Genomic DNA, 19330 nt, shown 5'->3' with positions numbered 1-19330 from the left:
CAGCTGCTTTGCTGGATACCCTCGGCCAGCCGGAAGGGGAAGCACGTGAGTTCTCCGCCATCGCGACGCCGATCGTGCCCGGTACCGGCCTTCCCGCCCCGGCGCCGGTGTTTCCGAAGTACGAAGAACCAGCCGAGGGGTAGGACGCTCCCTCACGTTTCGTCGGTTTTGGTAGGACGCTCCCTCACGTTTCGTCGGTTTTGGATGAACGTTCCCTCACGTTTCGTCGGTTTTGGGCGGACGCTCCCTCACGTTTCGTCGGTTTTGGATGAACGCTCCCTCACTTTTGTGACACAAGTGAGGGAGCGTTTGCCGTTTTACTGCAGGATGTGAGGGAGCGTTTGGGGTTAGGTGGCGGCGAGTCCTTCCACGGGGGAGAGCCTGGCGGCCCGGCGTGCCGGCATGACCGAGGCCAGCAATCCCGCGACGATCGCAACGCCAAACACAGCCAAAAGCTGTAGCCAGGGGACCGCCGGGACCACGTCTGCCACACTGCCCAGGGCTGACTTGGCACCGAGCCAGCCATAGACGACCCCCAGGACTGTTCCCAGAACGGCTGCAACGCCGGCCACCAGCGCTGCCTCGATGGCCAGCATTCCCCGAAGCTGTCCGCGCGTCAGTCCAAGGGCACGCAGGAGCGAATTTTCCCTAGTGCGTTCCAGTACGGACAGGGACAGGGTGTTTGCGACGCCGATCAGGGCGATGACTATTGCCACGCCCAGCAGGCCTGTGACCACCAGCAACAGGACATCAATGATCTCGTTGAAGGTCACCCGTTCAATCGCCGCTCCGCTGACAGACGCTGCCGGTACCCCCAGGGCTGTTGCCACGGACTGCTGGACGTCACGAATTGCATCACCCGAGATCTCCTTATCCAACAGCAGCCACAGGGCCGCGCCCCCACCCGACACGGGACCGTGTGCCAAGTCGCCCGGAAGGGAGGCATCTGGAAGCGAAGACAAACTGCCGCTGTCGACGAGCGGTGCCATGTTGCGGGTCTTGAGCACCACGGGTTCAAGCTGGAGAGTGTTTCCGCCCACCGTCATCATGGTGACAGCCGTTGCGGGTGACCCCTCGGGAAGGTAGATCTTGCCGGGTTCCGGCCGCAACGTTGAATCCCGCAACACGCCGGCATGGGAGGCTGCCAGGGAGTACACGGGGACGTCGGCGCCGTCGAGTTTGACCGTCCCCGCTTCGGGCAACAGGGCAGCAGCTTTCACTCCATCGATAGTGCGGACCGCTTCAAGATGGCTCTTTGGCGACTCAGGGGAAGCCAGTACCGCCATATCCACGGGGTAGTTCTGGGCCAGGACCTGATCGAAGGCCATGCGGGCCGACGATGCCCCGGTCATCATCAAGGCCACCAGAGTCACGCCGATCAGAAGCGCCGCCGCTGTTACTGATGTCCGTCCCGGGTTCCTGACGGCATTGCGGGCAGCGAGATGGCCGGGCACACCGGAAGGAGCAGCCAGCCGACCTGCAAGCGCCACGAGTCGAGGCACGAACAGGGTGGCGCAGAGCAGCACTCCCAGAAAGGACAACGCCCCGCCGGCCAGCGCTAGCAGCAGTTGATTGCTCGATGCTCCGAGTCCCAGGGCCCCAGCACCACCCAGCAGCGCAAACAATCCTCCGATGAGACGAAGGCGGCCCTTGCGGTTCCCCAACGCTGCCGGGTCAGCAGGGCGGAGGGCTGCGAGGGGAGCCACAGCCGTCGCTGCCCGCGCAGGAACCAGGGCGGCGAGGACGGTCAGAACCATTCCCACAGCGAGCGCCGTGAAGATGGCCGACGGTGGCACAGCGAGGGTGGCAAAAGCCATGTCAGGCTGGCTCCTGGCCCATGCGATGAGCGCGTACATAAGACCTGCACCGGCGAGGACTCCTGCCACTGAAGAAACCGCTCCAACGAGCAGGGCCTCCAACAGGACTGAACCGCGGATCTGGGACCGGCCGGCACCGAGGCAGCGCAGCAGAGCAAGCTCACGGGTGCGCTGGGCCACCAACACGGCAAAGGTGTTACTGACAACCAGGGCAGACACGACCAGCGCCACACCCGCGAATGCCAGCAGGATCACGGTCAGCTCGTCCTTTCCTGAACTGAACTGGGCCACCTGATACGTGACCTGTTCCGTTGCAGTCCGCAGCACGGCGTCGCCCGCTCCCGCTTTTGCGAGCGCGGCCGCAAGCTGCCCCTTTGTTGCTGCATCGCCGTCGCCGTCGGCCAGAACAACCTGGATCGACTCCAGACCTTGAGCGTCACCGGCAAGGGTGCTGACTGCAGGTGTCTGGGCCAACAACTGGGGAAGGGCGGACGCGAAGGGATCGTTGCTCGGAACCAGGACCCCGGAGACAGTCAGGGACACTGTGGTGGAATCGTCGCCGGCTTTGAGTACGAGTTGCCCGCCTGTTTGCAGGCCGTAGCGTTTGACGGTGTCGGCATCAACCGCGACCTCACTCGCTGACTGCGGGTAGCGCCCGCTCTCCAGAATTGACGGTTCCAGGGCATCGGGGGCCAGATTCCGGATACGTCCGGAGACTTCCTCACGTCCGACGCCGAACGCGGTGAAGGTTGTTTGCTGTCCGTAGACAGCCGAAACTCCGGCAAGGCCGCTGACGGATGCGATGGCTGCCTGTGCAAGGGGAGCTGTGCCAGGTGAAGCAATGAGATCAGCCTTGCGGTACGTCTCGCCCAGGCTGGAACCGAGAGACGCCTGGGTGCTCGCGCTTACCATAAGCGTGGTGGAGAGGAATGCAACGGATAACATCACGGCGAGCCCGACGGCGATAAAGCGCCTCGCATGCGTGGTGAGTTGGGAGAGTGCAACACGGAGCATGACTAGGCCCCCAGCTTGCCAAGGGCAACAAGGATGCTCTCAGTGGTGGGATTCCGCAGTTCGCCTACCAGGCCGCCGTCGCTCATCAGCACAACCCTGTCAGCGTAGCTGGCCGCTACCGGATCATGGGTCACCATGATGATTGTCTGGCCCATCTGCTGGCTGCTGCGGCGAAGCAACGCAAGGACTTCCCCACCCGACTTCGAATCAAGGTTGCCCGTGGGCTCATCCCCGAAGATGACGTCAGGACGGGTCAGCAGCGCGCGGGCCACCGCAACCCGCTGTTGTTGCCCGCCGGACAATTCGTGCGGACGATGGGAGAGCCGGTCCTTCAGCCCGAGAGTTGCCACTACTTCCGCGAACCACGCCGCGTCACTCTTGGCTCCGGCAAGGGCGAGCGGCAGAGTAATGTTCTGCTCCGCCGTCAGAGTGGGGACCAGGTTGAAGGCCTGGAAGACGAAGCCGATGCGTTCACGGCGAAGGGTGGTGAGCTGCTTGTCGTTGAGCCCGGTGATTTCGGTACCGCCCACCACAATCTTGCCGGTATCCGCCGTGTCCAGCCCGGCGAGGCAATGCATGAGGGTTGATTTTCCGGATCCGGAGGGGCCCATGATGGCGGTGAACCTGCCCGTTTCAAAGCTTACGCTGACGTCCCGGAGGGCCATCACCCGGGTTTCAGCGCGGCCGTAGCCCTTCGAGAGTGAGAAAGCTTCGACGGCGGATTGGACGGTGGTGCTGTCTTTGCCGGTTTGAGGGAGTTGCACGGGAGTTGTCATGCTTCCACGCTATTGAGGGAAGGTGGCTCATGTCGTCGTGCCCAGGGCTGGTCAATCCGCCGGCTTACTCATACCGGGGGAGGAGACTCCGCCGGTGATTATGCGCCGGGGGTGACCACGCCGGTCTCGTAGGCTATGACGACAATCTGCACCCGGTCCCGTGCGTTCAGTTTCGCCAGGATATGGCCCACATGCGTCTTGACCGTGGCTTCTGACAGAAAAAGTCCAGAAGCGATTTCGGGATTGGACTGGCCCTGGGCAATGAGTTCGAAGACTTGGCGCTCGCGGGCAGTGAGGCGCTCGACGGCGGCGCTGTGCCGAGCCTGCTCAGGTCCCTGGGTGCGAAGCAGCGGCGCGACGTGGTCCAATAGTCGCCGGGTGGTGGAAGGTGCCACCACTGCATCTCCCCTGTGCACAGTCCTGATGGCGTTCAGCAGTTCCTCGGGCGGTGCGTCTTTGAGGAGAAAGCCGCTGGCACCGGCATGGATGGCAGCCAAGGCATATTCGTCCAGGTCAAATGTCGTCAGGACGACGATTTTGATGTCAGCCCTTCTGGATCCTGCGGGTGCGGCGGCTGCCTGCTCCAGGAGCCGGGCAGTGGCTTCGATGCCATCCATTCCAGGCATCCTGACATCCATGAGCACCACATCGGCCACAGTGGCGTTGAGTGCCTGGATGGCCTCGATCCCGTTGCCGGCTTCAACCACCACTTGCAGGTCAGGCTGGGAATTGATCAGCATGCTGAAGCCCGAACGGACCAGCCGCTGGTCATCCACCAGGGCCACCCTGATGACATCCGGTGCAGCCACTGGCGCGGTTAGCGTTTCCTGGTTGAAATCGGACACAGGAAGAACACTTTCCTGAATTTCTCTGGTCATGGGCTATGCCTCTGTGTAGGGGATGAACGCGGAGACCCGGAAACCGCCGCCGGCAGCCGGGCCGGCCTCCAGTGAACCATCGTAGAGGCTGATCCTTTCGCCCATGCCGTGCAGGCCGTTGCCATCCCCGGTGGCGGTGTCGGCAGCAGCTCCATGGCCGTCGTCGGTCACTTCCAGCCGGAGCCCTGATGACTGCCACTGCATTGAAGCGTTTGCTTTGGCTTGTGATCCCGCATGCTTGAGTACATTGGTGAGGGCTTCCTGGAGTACTCGGTAGGCCGTGAGTTCGGCGCCGGAGGGCAAATTCCGCCGGGGAGTTCCGCTCTGTTCGAATCTCAGGGGAAGGCCGGCAGCACGGAACCCCAGGAGAAGTTCGTCCAGATCGGCCAGCCCGGGGAGCGGCCGCGTCGACGCTTGTTCGTCGCTCCGGAGCACGCCCAGCAGCCGGCGCATTTCTTTGAGCGAACTGCGTCCGGCGGAGGCAATCGTCTTGAGTGTCTCCGTAGCGATTCTTGGGTCGGAAGCGGCGGCGTACCGACCGCCGTCGGCCTGGGTGATGATTACGGAAAGCGAGTGGGCCACGATGTCGTGCATTTCACGCGCGATATGGGATCGCTCATCGGCCGCCGCCAGCAACCGTTCCTGATGCTGTTCAATCTCCAGCCGGCGGGTCCGGTCCTCCAGAGCCTGCAATTGCAGCCGCCGCACCCGCGTAAGGTCGCCGAGAGTCCAGCTGACAACCACAAGCATCCAGATCAGGACCGTATAGAGGACTCCGATGCTCAAACCCAGGATGCCGGATTCCGAAGGACTGGTGAAGTAGCGGGTGGTGAGCAGGACGCCACCCACCACTCCGAGAGCCAGTACAGACCGGCTTGCCCAGGCAGGTCCGTAAGCAGCCACGGCATAGATGACCAGCGGCACGGCCAGCTGTCCGACCACCGGTTCCACTGCGAAAGCCCACTGCACCAGGCACACGACGACGATCGCTCCGGCCGCCGCTACGGGCCGTATTCGGCGCCATGCCAAGGGGACCAGAAGGCTGCAGGACAACAAAAACAGCAGTGGCCGGTCCGCGAGCAGGTAAACAGGACCGAAGGCCAGAAAAAGCAGCCCGGTGGCAATGAGGTCCACTTTGAATGGGTTGTTCCGGACCCAGCTATAAAGAGCGTGACGTTTATCCACTGTGAAACTCTATTTCCTTCGCTACGTTCGGGCCTCATACCGTGGTCCGAGATTCCCGTTTTTCCCAGCCGAACGCTCCCTCACGTTTCGCGGGTTTTCTGGCGACGCTCCCTCACGTGCGTGACGGCGGTGAGGGAGGGTTTGTGTTTTGGTTGCGGAAGGTGAGGGAGGGTTTGCGAGTCTCTCCAAGTAGAAGCAAGTACAGGAATTGAGTGACACGGGCCCGAACCAAGTATTCGAGGCTCTGGAGTCGTCGAATTAACGCGTACCTGCTACTCGGGATTATTTAGAGGCACAAATTTAGCCTGAAAAGGCAAAGCGAACTGATGGCACTTTCTGGGGAGTAACTGTCACTATTCATTTCGCTGTTTGAGGTCTCAAATAGTTTATTCATTCCTGGTCTCGAAGACGGTTACTCCGCAAAGTCTGGTCGGTTCGAATCGGATTTGGTATGGAGGGACCGAAATGAAACGAACTATTGCCACCTTGGGGGTGCTGGGCCTCGGCTTGATGGGTGCAACTGTGGCTGCGAACGCTGCTCCGCCGGCTAACACCAATGATGAGAAGAAGATCAGTATCTGCCACGCCACGGGTTCAGCAGACAATCCGTATCTCTTTGAGACGATCAATCTGAACGCGCTGAGCGCCCATGTTGGTGATACCAACGACATTGTCCCTGCAAACTCCGGGGACATTATGCCGAACGGCCAGAACCTGACACCGGCGAACATTGCACTGTTGGCCAATAAGTGTGTCAAACCAACGGTCGAGCCAACAGTCGAACCAACGGTCGAGCCGACAGTCGAGCCAACAGTCGAGCCAACAGTGGAGCCAACGGTCGAACCAACGGTCGAGCCGACAGTCGAGCCAACAGTCGAACCGACGGTCGAGCCAACCGTTGAACCGACAGTCGAGCCAACGGTCGAGCCAACAGTGGAGCCAACGGTCGAACCGACCGTTGAACCGACAGTCGAGCCAACGGTCGAGCCAACAGTGGAGCCAACGGTCGAACCGACCGTTGAACCAACAGTCGAGCCAACGGTCGAACCGACCGTTGAACCGACAGTCGAGCCAACAGTGCAGCCAACCGTTGAACCGACAGTCGAACCCACAGTTGAGCCAACCGTGGAACCCACCGTGGAACCAACAGTTGAGCCCACCGTGGCGCCAACGGTGACGGTGACGACTACTCCAGCTGGCGGGGGCACAGCTACGACTGCGGCCGCTGACTCCGTGAGCAAGCGCGGCTACAACGTCCAGACAGCTGCCGGAGGCAAGACCGTGGCGGGCATCCCCACGTGGCTCACCGGCGTGACGGGCCTCTTGGCCACTGTGGCAGCGCTTGTGCTCTGGAGGAGCGGAGCCAGGACCAGGGGAGCTCACAGCTAGGCAGAACCCAAGCAGACAGCGACGGCGGGTGCCACGAAAAGTATTCGTGGCACCCGCCGTTCCACTTCCGGATCACAGGAGTGCCCGATGGCAAATCAACGCAGGACCCGGCAGAGTCGGAGAGCCGTTGGGCGCGGCCTGCTTCTCAGGGGCAGGGATATGCTCATCCTTGCCATCTGCGCCGTAGGCCTCCTGACCGCCTGGCTTGCCCACGGAACGGGTGGAGCCTATGGCAGTGCAAACAGCGACGACCTTATTACCGGTGTCCCTTCTCGAACCGCCAGCGCATCAGTAAGCAGTGAGGCGCAAGAACCTTCTGTCACCCTGGGAACCCAGGAACCGCCTGCATCGGCCCCCGCCACTCCAACGCCGGACATGCCGTCGCCGGCTGGACCTGGGGTGGCCCCAGTGCCCGAGCAGGGAGCCGCGTCGCTCCCGGCTTCGTCAGCACCCCTGCGCGTCACGTACCCGAAAGCAGAGATGGACGTGGTGGTCCACGCCCTGGAGCCCCATGCTGACAGCCAGAGCATTGAACCACCTGTGACAGTGGAAGGGTACTGGCTGACTCCTTTCGGTTTGCCGGGCGAAGGGTCGGCCGACACAACGTACATCGTCGGTCACAGTTGGCTGGACCGGGACGCCCCGTTCAACCACTTAAGTTCGGCTGCACATGAAGGTGATGAACTAACGGTGACCACGGCAACAGGCGTTATTACTTATCGGGTGGAGTCGGTGGCGACATACTCGAAGTCCGCGCTCAAAGACAGTCCGATATGGGCCGTGGTGCCCAACCGCCTGGTCTTGGTCAGTTGTTACTCAGAAGATCCTTGGGGCAGGAATGTTGTGGTGGTCGCCTCGCCGGTTGCAGCCGCATAGCCCTGCCTGGATGAGGAATGCCGACGAAAGTCAAGTGCCCCTGTTCGCATCTTGAGACAACTTGACCATCATGTGGATGGTTTGGCTACCCTGAAAACATGAGCGCATCCACCATCGATCTTGCTGTCATTCCCGGCGATGGCATCGGCCCTGAGGTCATTGCCGAAGCCCTGAAGGTCCTGGAGAAGGTGGCGGCCGCCGAAGGCGTCGCCATTAAGCAGACCCACTACAGACTGGGCGCACAGCACTGGCTGGAGAGCGGCGAAACTCTTCCGGATAAGGTCCTCGAGGATCTGAGAACGCGGGATGCCATCCTTTTCGGCGCAGTGGGAGCAGCGCCGGGGGACACCAGGATTCCGTCCGGTCTCATAGAACGCGAAATGCTGCTCAAGCTGAGGTTCAGCCTCGACCACTTCGTCAACCTGCGGCCCTCCAAGCTGTATGGGGGAGTGGGAAGTCCGCTCGCCAACCCGGGAGTTGTTGATTTCGTCGTGGTCCGTGAGGGGACCGAGGGCCCTTACGTAGGAAACGGTGGCACCCTCCGTGGTGGAACGCCCCACGAGGTGGCTACTGAGGTTTCGCTTAACACAGCCCATGGAGTGGAACGAGTCGTCCGCGATGCGTTCCGCCGGGCGAGCGAGCGTCCGCGCAAGAAGGTCACCCTGGTCCACAAGCACAACGTCCTGGTGTACGCCGGTCACTTGTGGAAGCGCACCGTCGAAGCTGTCGCCCAGGAGTTCCCCGAGGTCAGCCACGATTACCTGCACGTGGATGCCGCCACGATTTTCATGGTCACCGACCCTGCCCGCTTTGATGTCATCGTCACGGATAACCTCTTTGGAGACATCCTCACCGACCTGGCGGCGGCCGTGACAGGCGGCATTGGTCTCGCAGCTTCGGGCAATCTCAACATGGAACGCACAGCGCCTTCCATGTTCGAACCCGTTCATGGCTCTGCACCGGATATCGCGGGACAGCAAAAGGCAGACCCGACGGCGGCCATCCTGTCTGCGGCGCTCCTGCTGGACCACCTCGGCTACTCCGAGGCGGCACGGAAGGTCGAAGCGGCAGTAGTTGCCGACGTCGAAAGCCGCGACGGCGGAGCCCGCAGTACCTCCGCTATCGGCGACGCAATCGCAGCCGCCCTGTAGGTCCGGCCCGTCCGGCCAGCAGGCGTAAGCTAGTTTCGAATCACCAAACCGCTGCCGTGGTCCGAGGCTGAACCACGTTCACCATCAGGCAGCCAACCGTGGAGGAAACATGACTCAGACTGCCCATGGCGTCGAATTCACCCAGCAACTTTCGGCAACCCCGAAGTCAGCTGAAGAGCGTGCAGCCGTCCTGGCGAACCCAGGATTTGGCAACTTCTTTACCGACCACACCGCCGTCGTCGACTACAGCGTCGACGCCGAGGGGAAGGGCGGCTGGCACAGCCCCCGTGTGGAGGCTTACGGGCCAATTATCCTGGACCCCTCCGCCGCCGTCTTCCACTACGGCCAGGAAATCTTCGAAGGCCTTAAGGCCTACCGCCACGCCGATGGCTCCATCTGGACCTTCCGGCCTGAGGCGAATGCAGCACGCCTGAACAAGTCCGCCCGACGGCTGGCACTCCCGGAACTTCCGGAGGAGTACTTCCTTGGCGCAATCCGCGAGCTCGTGGCGGCGGACAAGGAATGGGTACCTTCCGGCGACGGCGAAGCCCTCTACCTGCGCCCCTTCATGATCGCCACTGAAGCCTTCCTGGGAGTGCGGGCTGCCCGCGAAGTGTCCTTCAGGGTCATTGCCTCACCTGCAGGAAACTACTTCGGCGGCGAACTCAAGCCCGTCTCCATCTGGATCTCGCGCGAGTACGCACGCGCAGGCCGTGGCGGCACAGGGGACGCCAAATGCGGTGGCAACTACGCGGCGTCCCTGATCGCCCAACAAGAAGCCGAAGCGCATGGCTGCAAGCAGGTCCTCTTCCTCGACCAGTTCAATGACAACGCTGTTGAGGAACTGGGCGGCATGAACGTGTTCTTCGTTCTGAAGGACGGTTCCCTGGTGACACCGGCCCTCACCGGCACCATCCTGGAAGGCATCACCCGGATGTCCGTCATCCAGGTGGCCAAGGACATGGGCCGCCAAGTCAGCGAACGCAAGATTACCCTCGACGAATGGCGCGACGGCGTGGCTTCAGGCGAGATCACCGAAGTCTTTGCCTGCGGCACAGCCGCCGTCATTACTCCGATCGGTGTTCTGAAGGATGCTACTGAGTTCATCGGGTCTGAAGAAGCGACGGCGGGGAAGACCACCATGGCTATCCGCGAGAAGCTTTTGGGCATCCAGACCGGAACGGTCGCGGACACGCACGGCTGGCTCACCCGGCTGGCCTAGCAGCGGCTCTACGCACGAAAAGAAGTACGACGGCGGGTGGCCGGCACTGCAGTAACGCCAACACAGTGCCGGGCAGCCGGCGTCGACCTTTTAATCCCTGCCGACTTAATTCGCGCCGGACGCGAGGCTGGCCTTGGGCGTCAGCGCCGAGCGGCCTTCCGGGCAGCGTTCTTCAATGCCTTGCGCGAGACCGGCTTCAGAGCCTTCCGGGCCGCTTCATCCGCCAGGGCTTGGTTGCGGCGGGCGTCGATGACGTCGTTCCAGAGCGTGGTCGCAAAGACGCCGCCGTCCTGCGCGTAAACCTCATAGGGGTAGTCGGCAAAGATGGACGGCGTGGTGCTGCCATTGGGCAGATCCGTCCCCGTCGCCTTGGCGACGGCATCTGCCACAGCCCAGGTCCGGGTCAGGTGCTGCGTGAGGTTCTCCTGGACAAAAATATGAACGTCGCTGGAAGCCGCGGCTCGTTTCATGAGCAAGGCAAGGTCGTCCGCCAGGTATTTGGCCGCCCATTCTTCCCGGGATCCGGAGCCTGACTTCAGTTCCTCGGTCACCCCGTCCACCGCCTCGGCCCAGTCGGCGGTCTGGCGGAACTTCTTCCATGTGGGAAACCAGACAATGCTGCCCGTTGCGTGGTTGTGGATGTGCTGGAGTCCGCTGCTCTTCTCCGTTGCGGCATGGTCGTGGCCGGCAGCATCAGCTTCGGCGAGGAGTTCTGCAAGCGTGGTAGTGCTCATGATGGCTGATTCCGGCTTTCTGGTGGAGATGATCTTCACTGGAGATCAACCCGGGCCGCTTGGTGTCTATTCCGGCCCAGAAGACGGTGGCTATGCCGGAGTCGATGCAAAGATGGGATAGTGACTTCGGCTTCCGGCTCCATGATGCACCGCAGCTCAGCCCTGACGCAGTTCATCCTGGCCCCCAATCCCGGGCCAATGAGCCTGGAGGGCACCAACTCTTACATATTGCGTGCTTCCGGCAGTCCGGCCGCCATTGTGGTGGACCCGGGGCCACTGGACGAGGCCCACCTCCAAGCTCTTGCCAGGGCCGGCGGCGTGGAACTCATCCTCGTCACCCACCGCCACGCTGACCACACAGCGGGCTCGGCCCGGCTGCATGAGTTGACGGGTGCCCCCGTGCGTGCTGCTGACTCCGCCCACTGCCATGGGGGCGGCACGCCGCTGCAGGATGGCGATTCCGTTGCGGCAGCCGGGCTGACAGTCCTGGTCCTGGCCACCCCCGGCCATACCTCGGATTCTGTCTGCTTCCACCTCCCCGACGATGGCCCGCGCGGCTCTGTCCTGACCGGCGACACCATCCTGGGCCGTGGCACCACCATGCTGGACTATCCAGACGGGAGACTCGGAGATTACCTGAAGTCACTGGACCGGCTTGAGGCGCTTGGGGCCGCGACGGTGCTGCCTGCCCACGGTCCCGTGCTGCCTTCCCTGGAGGCGATCGTCACCGCCTATCGCGACCACCGTCAGGAACGGTTGGGTCAGATTCGGGAAGCACTGGACCGGCTGGGCCTCGATGCCTCGGTCGGCGAGGTTGCGGATCTGGTGTATTCCGACGTCGGACCTTCAGTGCGGAGGGCGGCTGAAATGTCAGTTGCAGCCCAGCTCGACTACCTCCGTGGGTCCGCTGGCCACGGCTGAGCGCGGGCGCGGTGGCCGGAGACGGTAGGCTGGAAACCATGCGTATCGCCCGGTTTGTTGTTGATTCTGATCCCGTCTACGGCGTTGTTGAAGGCCAGCCTGGAAGCGAGGAGATCACCGTTATCAACGGCGATCCCTTCTTCCATGGAGTGGAGCGCACGGCCGTCAGGCACAAGCTGGAGGATGTCCGTCTCCTCGCCCCCATCATTCCGCGGAGCAAAGTTATTGGCGTAGGCCGCAACTTCGTGGAACATGCCCGCGAGCTCGGCAACGAGGTCCCTGCTCATCCGCTTCTCTTCTTGAAGCCCAACACGTCGGTGATCGGTCCCAATGACCCAGTAGTGCTGCCTGAGTTCTCGGATGAAGTATCTTTCGAGGCTGAACTCTGCGTCGTTATCGGACGGATCTGCAAGGACGTCCCCGAGGAGCGGGTGGACGACGTCATCTTTGGATACACCTGCGGGAACGATCTCACTGCGAGGGATGTCCAGAAAACGGACCTGCAGTGGGCCAGGGCCAAGGGCTTTGACACGTCTGCGCCCTTGGGTCCCTGGATCGAAACCGAACTGGACACCGAAGACCTTTCCATCCAGGGCAGGCTTAATGGTGAACTGCGTCAGGACGGCAGCACCAGCCAGATGATCCGCGGGGTCCGCGAGCTCGTCTCGATCGTGTCGCAGGCCTTTACTCTACTGCCCGGTGACGTCATCATGACCGGCACTCCTGCCGGCGTAGGCCTGGTCCAGGCGGGCGACCGCTACGAAGTCGAGATTGAGGGCATCGGCCGCCTCTCCAACCCGATAGTCCGCCGCTGACTGATGCGGCGGAGCCGCTGAGAGAGCCCAACCGGGGGGGGTGCTCCCCGCGTCGCGGACGACGTCCCCCGCAGGGACGGTAAAGTTGGACGCACTATGACTACTCCTTCCGTGCCCAACGACGCCCTCGACGCTGCCGCCGCCCCCACCGGTTCCGCTTCCAAGGTCCGCGTCCGCTTCTGCCCTTCACCCACCGGTACGCCCCACGTCGGGCTCATCCGTACAGCCTTGTTCAATTGGGCCTACGCCAAGCACACCAAGGGCACCTTCGTCTTCAGAATTGAGGACACGGATGCAGCGCGCGATTCCGAGGAGAGCTACCAGCAGCTGCTTGAGGCGCTGAAGTGGCTTGGCATCACCTGGGAAGAAGGCGTTGAGGTCGGGGGGCCGCACGAGCCCTACCGCCAGTCACAGCGGCTTGACCTCTACAAGGACGTCGTCTCCCGGCTCATTGAGGACGGCCACGCGTACGAGTGCTACTCCTCCCCGGAGGAGGTCGAAGCACGCCACCGGGCAGCGGGCCGCGACCCCAAGCTGGGTTATGACAACTTTGACCGTGAGCTTACACAGGAGCAGATTGCAGCCTTCAAATCCGAAGGCCGCCAGCCTGTGCTGCGCATGCGCATGCCGGACGAGGACGTGACGTTTACGGACCTGGTTCGGGGCGAGATCACCTTTAAGGCAGGGAGCATCCCGGACTATGTAATCGTCCGGGCAGACGGCTCACCGCTCTACACGCTGGTTAACCCCGTGGATGATGCCCTCATGGGTATCACCCACGTGCTGCGCGGAGAGGACCTGCTGTCCTCAACGCCCCGCCAGGTGGTAATGATCAACGCACTCATCAAGCTCGGCGTCGCCCAGTACCTTCCCGAGTTCGGCCACCTGCCGTACGTCATGGGTGAGGGCAACAAGAAGCTCTCCAAGCGCGATCCGCAGTCCAACCTTTTCCTGCTCCGTGACCGCGGCTTCATCCCCGAGGGACTCCTGAACTACCTTTCCCTCCTGGGCTGGAGCCTGTCCGCGGACGAGGACATTTTCACCGTCGATCAGCTCATTGAACACTTTGATGTTCACGATGTTCTGGCAAACCCGGCGCGGTTCGACATCAAGAAGGCCGAGGCCATCAACGGCACCCACGTGCGCATGTTGGACGCCGAGGACTTCCGGAACCGCCTGGTTCCGTACCTCCGCTCGGCGGGCCTTGTGGGCGAAACCCTTACTGTCCGTGAGGAGGAGGTTCTCAGCGAGGCGGCACCGCTGATCCAGGAGCGGATTGCCCTGCTGGGAGAAGCCCCTGAGATGCTGGCCTTCCTTTTCAAGAACGACGACGCGATCGACGTTGCGGACGACGCCCGGAAGGGACTGCCGCAGAACCTCACTGAGGTGCTGGATGCCGCCATAGCTGCGCTCGAACCCGTCACGGACTGGACCGCTGAGAATATCCAGATTGCCTTGAAGGAAGCCCTGGTCGAAGGGATGGGGATTAAACCCCGGCTCGCTTTCGGTCCCGTGCGAACCGCGGTATCCGGCAGGCGCATTTCGCCGCCTCTGTTCGAATCCATGGTGATTCTGGGCAAGGAGTCTTCGCTGAAGCGCCTGCACGCCTTCCGCGGCTGATGAATCATCCAGCAGGAGGGGCCTTGCACACGGAATTCGGAGCAGTAAAGGGGGTCCTGTTTGATATTGATGACACCCTGGTTGATCTCGAGTTTTCCATGACCACTGCCCTCCGTGATGTCAGTGAGCACCTCCTGCCCGGGCTGGATCACGCCGGGTGGGAGAGGTTCGGCAAGATCTTCACCCATGAGACAACCCATTTTTTCGACCGTTATCTGGCGGGCGAACTGACGTTTAACGAGCAGAGGCTTCTGCGGGGACGGGCTGCCTTAGGACATTTCGGGGTGGATCTGGGGGAAGGGGAGGAAGCCCGCAACTGGCTCACCTCCTATGCCCGGATCCAGCCAGGTTACGTCCGGGCTTTTGCCGACGTCGAACCCGTCCTTGACGCACTCGATGCCGCCGGGATTCCCTATGGAGCCGTCAGCAACAACGTTCATGACTATCAAAGGGCAAAGCTGGACAACGCAGGGCTGCAACGTATCCGGTTGCTGGTCGGCACGGACACCGTGGGAGTCCCGAAGCCCGATCCTGCGATCTACCTGGAGGGCGTCCGGCTTCTGGGAATTCCCGCCGCGGAAACACTGTTCGTGGGCGATAATCCTTTGCTTGATGCAGAAGGAGCAACCGCGGCCGGCCTGCTGGGAGTGTGGCTCAATAGAACCGGACAGCCGACCAAGCAATTCACCGGCAGGGAAGTCAGCACCCTCGCTGAACTGCTGGCCTAGTCCGCTCCTTCGGCCTTTTTCTGTTTCCTCAGAATCAGAAAGGCAGCGAGCGAGCCGACACAGAGAATGGCGACCAGGGCGAGTGCCGCGGCGGTTCCGGAAGAGTCTAAGGCGCTCGACGGCGAGAGGGCGCACAGCCGCTTCCCGGTGAATCCATCGAGAGGACTCATCCGTGCCACAGAGTCGGGGCCGAGAGGCTCAGCGAAGTGCGGAGCCAACAACGATCCCGCTTTCCATGGCCCGGGCCGGTTGCGTCGCTGGAGCCGATTTGTGCGAGCCAAAACTCTCGGGTAAAGTAATTACTCGTGCTGAGGCGCTGGGAGCGCGGGTTTTGACCCGCAGATCCAGCCCGAAAGTTCCATTGGGATATGGTGTAATTGGCAACACTACGGTTTCTGGTACCGTCATTCTAGGTTCGAGTCCTGGTATCCCAGCTCTGAAATATCACTGGAAAAGCGGAATTTCAGAACTTCAAACCGGTTTTACCGATTTGAAACGCTCACGGAAAGTATGAAACAATCTTTCGGTGCGCGAGGCAGAAATGCCAAGGAAGTACAAGGCCCCATCGTATAGCGGCCTAGTACGCTGCCCTCTCACGGCGGTAACGCGGGTTCGAATCCCGCTGGGGTCACCACAAGGGGCCGGAAACTTACGGGTTTCCGGCCCCTGGTCTTTGTATCCAGGTCCCGAAGTCACCGGCTACGGCATGGTGCCCTGCATCACGCGCGAAAACGCGTATTTCACTTGCATCAGGCTCATCGGAAATCGTTTCCAAGGCTGGCATGATGTTGATGTGACCTCCAATGAAATGACCGGTCCTGCCGGGAGCCCGACACCGGCCCAACGGACGGCCGCGGCGATTGAACTCCTTGAAGTCGTTCACGAGGACCTGTCAGCCGTGACGCTGCCCCTCGCCCTCGCCGGCGCGGACGAGGCGCGAATGGATATCCGGTATTCTCTTGCCCAGCTTGAGGATTACATTCTGCCGCGGTATCGCAGCCTGGACGCGCCGCTGCTTGCCGTAGTGGGCGGCTCCACAGGTGCCGGGAAATCAACCCTGGTCAACGCGCTGGTGGGTCACCCCGTTACCCGCGCGGGCGCCATTCGTCCCACGACGCGCCAGCCCATTCTGCTGCACCATCCCGCTGACGCCGAGTGGTTTGAAGGCCAACGCGTCCTGCCGAACCTGAGCAGGCTCCGAGGCACAGTCCTCCCCGCACCCCTCCAGACAAGTGAGGTGGGCCACGCAGACCAGATTCCGGAGGCGGGGCCGGTTTCGTCCCTCGTTCTGGTGGGTGATCCCTCGGTGCCGGAGGGTATAGCGGTACTTGACGCTCCCGACGTCGACTCCATCTCAGACGCGAACCGCCACCTGGCAGGTCAACTGCTCGCCGCAGCGGATCTCTGGATCTTTGTTACCACGGCCAACCGCTACGCAGACGCGGTGCCGTGGAAACTCCTCCTTGATGCCGCCTCACGGGACATTCTGGTGGCTGTGGTCCTGGACAGGGTCCCGCCTTCAGCCGAGACGGAGGTCAGCACCGACCTCCGGGCCATGCTCCAGCGCGAAGGATTGGGCGAAGCCAGGCTCTTCATTGTTCCGGAAGTGGAATTGGAAAGTCTCGGGATGCTGCCGCGAGCGACCGTAGAGCCCATCAGGAATTGGCTGCGCGACCTGGCAGCAGATGCTGTAGGGAGGGCAGATATTGCACGTAGGACTCTCAACGGAACTGTCAAAGGACTGGCGGTGCGCGTTGCCGGCGCAGGCAAGGCCGTGGATGATCAACAGCGGGCGGCGGAGGTTCTGGCGGACGACGTACGGGACGCCTACACCGACGCCGTTGCCAGGATTCTTGAATCCACCCGGGACGGAGCCTTGCTCAGGGGCGAGGTGCTTGCGCGCTGGCAGGACTTTGTTGGCACGGGGGAGTTCTTCCGGACACTTGAACAGAACATTGGCCGCGCCCGCGACAGGATCGGTGCCTACTTTCGCGGTGAGCCGCCCCCGGCAGTCAAGGTGGAGACCGCAATCGAAACTGGTCTTCAAGCCGTGATCTTGGACGAAGCGGCCAATGCTGCCGAAGATTCAGACCGGCGCTGGCGCTCTGACCCGGCTGGCCGACAATTGCTGGGAACCGATGACCTGAGCGGCACGAGTCCGGGTTTCGGAAACAAGGTGGCCGCTGAGATCCGGGACTGGCAGGGCGGGCTGATGGAACTGATCAGGACCGAGGGCCAGGGAAGGCGCACCCAGGCCCGGTGGCTTTCCATTGGCGTGAATGGGCTCGGGGCGGCTCTGATGATTGTTGTGTTTTCCATGACTGCCGGCCTGACGGGCCTGGAGATCGGAGTTGCCGGCGGTACCGCCGTCGTCGGGCAAAAACTGCTGGAAGCTGTTTTCGGTGAGGACGCCGTGAGGCGCCTTGCACGGACGGCCCGGGAGGACCTGCACGTGCGCTGCGAAAAGCTGCTTCGGGCCGAGCAGCAGAGGTTCCTGGTACGGCTCGAGAGCGACAGCGGCGTGTCCCCCCAGACATTGCAGGCCCGTGCGAAAGCACTTGAGACGCTTGCGGCCGCCGCATGAGCCGTCACGGTGCAGCCCGGGAAGCTTCAGAACTTTACCGCAGGCTGGAGGCCCTGAATGACGCCCGCGAACTGGCGGAGGGCGTCTTATCCGACGAATCGCTGAATGCCGTCTTCGAAGTGCTGGAACGGGCAAGTTCGCGTCGCTCGCTCTCGGCCGAGCACACGGTGGTGGGATTTTTCGGAGCAACCGGCAGCGGAAAGTCTTCGCTCTTCAACGCTGTCGGGGGAGCGGAAATTGCGACGGCGGCTGCCCGGAGGCCAACGACGTCAGAACCCCTGGCGAGCGTTTGGGGCGTACCGGGAAGTGAACCCCTCCTTGACTGGCTCGAGGTCAGCCAACGTCACCATGCGTCGGCTCTGCCGGGGTTTGCCGATGAAACAACCGGGTTGATCCTGCTTGACCTTCCGGACTTCGACTCCACCCGGGCTGCGAACCGTGAAATCGTGCAGCGGATGGTTGGTCTGGTGGATGTCCTTGTCTGGGTACTTGATCCGCAAAAATACGCCGACGCGGCCGTCCACAACGATTTCCTGACCCCTCTGGCCTCGCATGCAGCCGTGACCCTGGTTGTCCTGAACCAGATTGACAGGCTGCCAAAATCGGAGGTTAATCCGGTGCTGGAGTCCCTGCAGGGAATCCTCGCCCGTGAAGGACTGGGACGGGTACAGGTACTCGGCACGTCGGCGGTTACAGGGGAAGGCATTGATGAGGTCAGGGCTGCGATCCGACGCGTGGTGTTGCAGCGCGAGGCATCGTCCAAGCGACTGGCTGCCGATGTCACGCGTGAGTCTTCCCGGCTGGCCGCGGAATCCGGTGATGGGGAAGCCGCCGGAGTGTCTTCAGGGGCACGGGCACGCCTCGCTGACGAGCTGGCGTCCGCCGCAAATGTTCCGCTCGTGGTGGAAGCCGTCGCGAAGTCGTACACCATTGAATCCACGCGACGGACGGGCTGGCCGGTCACGCGCTGGCTGGTGCGTCTCCGTCCGGATCCATTGCGCAGGCTCAATCTGCGCAGGGATGAACCGTCGGCCGTTAACAGGACGTCGCTGCCGCCGGCTGGAGCTCCCGAACGTGCAAGGACGGACGCTGCCGTCCGCGAATTTGCCGACGCCGCAAGCGAAGGCGCTCCGGGACCTTGGCGTGCGGCAATCCGCAGTGCTGCCCGGGATGCCCGGGACCAATTGCCAGATGCCCTCGACCAGGCAGTTGCCGGGACGGAGTTATCGGCCGGAAAAAAGTCCTGGTGGTGGCCTCTCTTCAACTTTGTCCAGTGGCTGGCGCTGCTGACGGTCCTTGGCGGACTCGGCTGGCTGGGTGTCCTCGGGGTCCTCGGCTACTTGCAGTTGCCGGTTCCGCAGGCCCCCAGGGTCGAAGGGTGGCCGTTGCCCACGCTGATGATCCTTTGTGGAGTGGTGCTGGGGATATTCCTTGCGATCACCGGGAGGGTCATAGGGGCTGTTGCGGCCAGGGTCCGCGCTGCTGCGGCAAGGAGGAGGCTGAAAACTGCCGTAACCGCAGTAGCTGAGCGGAGAGTGGTGGAGCCCTTGGAGGAGCAGATCAGCCGATTGCGATCCTTCAGTGCCGCGCTCAAGGCCGCCCGCGCCAAGTGACGCCGGC

At 62.4% G+C, this 19330-nt stretch carries 15 protein-coding genes and 2 tRNA genes; 12 read left to right on the top strand and 5 right to left on the bottom strand.

The annotated features are described in order from the left end of the window. Positions 1 to 347: 347 nt before the first annotated feature. The 4 genes from RIN13_RS01150 to RIN13_RS01135 form a co-directional block, all read right to left on the bottom strand. The gene (locus tag RIN13_RS01150) at positions 348 to 2831 is read right to left on the bottom strand and encodes an FtsX-like permease family protein (RefSeq protein ID WP_309105481.1); all 2484 of its coding nucleotides are present in this window, start codon (positions 2829 to 2831) and stop codon (positions 348 to 350) included. A 2-nt stretch (positions 2832 to 2833) separates the two neighbouring features. Then, the gene (locus RIN13_RS01145; protein WP_309105480.1) at positions 2834 to 3607 is read right to left on the bottom strand and encodes an ABC transporter ATP-binding protein; all 774 of its coding nucleotides are present in this window, start codon (positions 3605 to 3607) and stop codon (positions 2834 to 2836) included. Positions 3608 to 3705: 98 nt separating this feature from the next. Further along, positions 3706 to 4392 (bottom strand): response regulator transcription factor, encoded by a 687-nt coding sequence (locus tag RIN13_RS01140; RefSeq protein WP_309105506.1) that lies wholly within the window; start codon positions 4390 to 4392, stop codon positions 3706 to 3708. 96 nt (positions 4393 to 4488) lie between these two features. After that, the gene (locus RIN13_RS01135; protein ID WP_309105479.1) at positions 4489 to 5670 is read right to left on the bottom strand and encodes a histidine kinase; all 1182 of its coding nucleotides are present in this window, start codon (positions 5668 to 5670) and stop codon (positions 4489 to 4491) included. A 465-nt stretch (positions 5671 to 6135) separates the two neighbouring features. On the opposite strand from RIN13_RS01135, the gene RIN13_RS01130 reads away from it, so the two are divergent. The 4 genes from RIN13_RS01130 (at position 6136) to RIN13_RS01115 (ending at position 10308) form a co-directional block, all read left to right on the top strand. Continuing rightward, complete coding sequence (locus RIN13_RS01130) at positions 6136 to 7059, top strand: hypothetical protein (RefSeq protein WP_309105478.1); 924 nt, start codon at positions 6136 to 6138, stop codon at positions 7057 to 7059. 159 nt (positions 7060 to 7218) lie between these two features. After that, entirely contained in the window at positions 7219 to 7935 is a 717-nt protein-coding gene (locus RIN13_RS01125; protein WP_309105477.1) for a sortase domain-bontaining protein, read from the top strand. 98 nt (positions 7936 to 8033) lie between these two features. Beyond that, the gene (locus RIN13_RS01120) at positions 8034 to 9086 is read left to right on the top strand and encodes a 3-isopropylmalate dehydrogenase (RefSeq protein ID WP_309105476.1); all 1053 of its coding nucleotides are present in this window, start codon (positions 8034 to 8036) and stop codon (positions 9084 to 9086) included. 109 nt (positions 9087 to 9195) lie between these two features. Beyond that, positions 9196 to 10308 (top strand): branched-chain amino acid aminotransferase, encoded by a 1113-nt coding sequence (locus RIN13_RS01115; RefSeq protein WP_309105475.1) that lies wholly within the window; start codon positions 9196 to 9198, stop codon positions 10306 to 10308. A gap of 140 nt (positions 10309 to 10448) precedes the next feature. On the opposite strand, the gene RIN13_RS01110 is transcribed toward RIN13_RS01115, so the two are convergent. Then, positions 10449 to 11042, bottom strand: coding sequence for a hypothetical protein (locus RIN13_RS01110; protein WP_309105474.1), 594 nt, complete (start codon positions 11040 to 11042; stop codon positions 10449 to 10451). A gap of 141 nt (positions 11043 to 11183) precedes the next feature. Here RIN13_RS01110 and RIN13_RS01105 point away from each other — a divergent pair, with 141 nt between their 5' ends. The 8 genes from RIN13_RS01105 to RIN13_RS01070 all read left to right on the top strand — a co-directional run bounded on the left by RIN13_RS01105 (position 11184) and on the right by RIN13_RS01070 (position 19323). Beyond that, on the top strand, positions 11184 to 11963 hold the full coding sequence (locus RIN13_RS01105; RefSeq protein ID WP_375164639.1) for an MBL fold metallo-hydrolase: 780 nt from the start codon (positions 11184 to 11186) through the stop codon (positions 11961 to 11963). Positions 11964 to 12001: 38 nt separating this feature from the next. Further along, positions 12002 to 12778, top strand: coding sequence for a fumarylacetoacetate hydrolase family protein (locus tag RIN13_RS01100; RefSeq protein WP_309105472.1), 777 nt, complete (start codon positions 12002 to 12004; stop codon positions 12776 to 12778). Positions 12779 to 12874: 96 nt separating this feature from the next. Further along, a complete protein-coding gene (gltX, locus tag RIN13_RS01095) occupies positions 12875 to 14398 on the top strand; it encodes a glutamate--tRNA ligase (protein ID WP_309105471.1) in 1524 nt (507 codons plus the stop codon). Continuing rightward, on the top strand, positions 14398 to 15126 hold the full coding sequence (locus tag RIN13_RS01090; protein WP_309105470.1) for an HAD family hydrolase: 729 nt from the start codon (positions 14398 to 14400) through the stop codon (positions 15124 to 15126). Before gltX ends, RIN13_RS01090 begins: the two co-directional genes overlap by 1 nt. A gap of 362 nt (positions 15127 to 15488) precedes the next feature. After that, positions 15489 to 15560 (top strand) — tRNA-Gln (locus tag RIN13_RS01085). Between the two features lie 124 nt (positions 15561 to 15684). Further along, a tRNA-Glu gene (locus RIN13_RS01080) sits at positions 15685 to 15760 on the top strand. Between the two features lie 174 nt (positions 15761 to 15934). Further along, positions 15935 to 17710: a dynamin family protein gene (locus tag RIN13_RS01075; RefSeq protein WP_309105505.1), complete on the top strand. Its 1776-nt coding sequence runs from the start codon at positions 15935 to 15937 to the stop codon at positions 17708 to 17710. After that, positions 17707 to 19323, top strand: coding sequence for a GTPase (locus RIN13_RS01070; RefSeq protein WP_309105469.1), 1617 nt, complete (start codon positions 17707 to 17709; stop codon positions 19321 to 19323). Before RIN13_RS01075 ends, RIN13_RS01070 begins: the two co-directional genes overlap by 4 nt. Positions 19324 to 19330: the final 7 nt, after the last annotated feature.

Origin of the sequence: Arthrobacter sp., assembly GCF_031179985.1 — a bacterium.
Taxonomy (GTDB): domain Bacteria; phylum Actinomycetota; class Actinomycetes; order Actinomycetales; family Micrococcaceae; genus Arthrobacter.
Note: the sequence above shows the minus strand (reverse complement) of the source record. Positions and strands in the feature narration are given on the sequence as shown.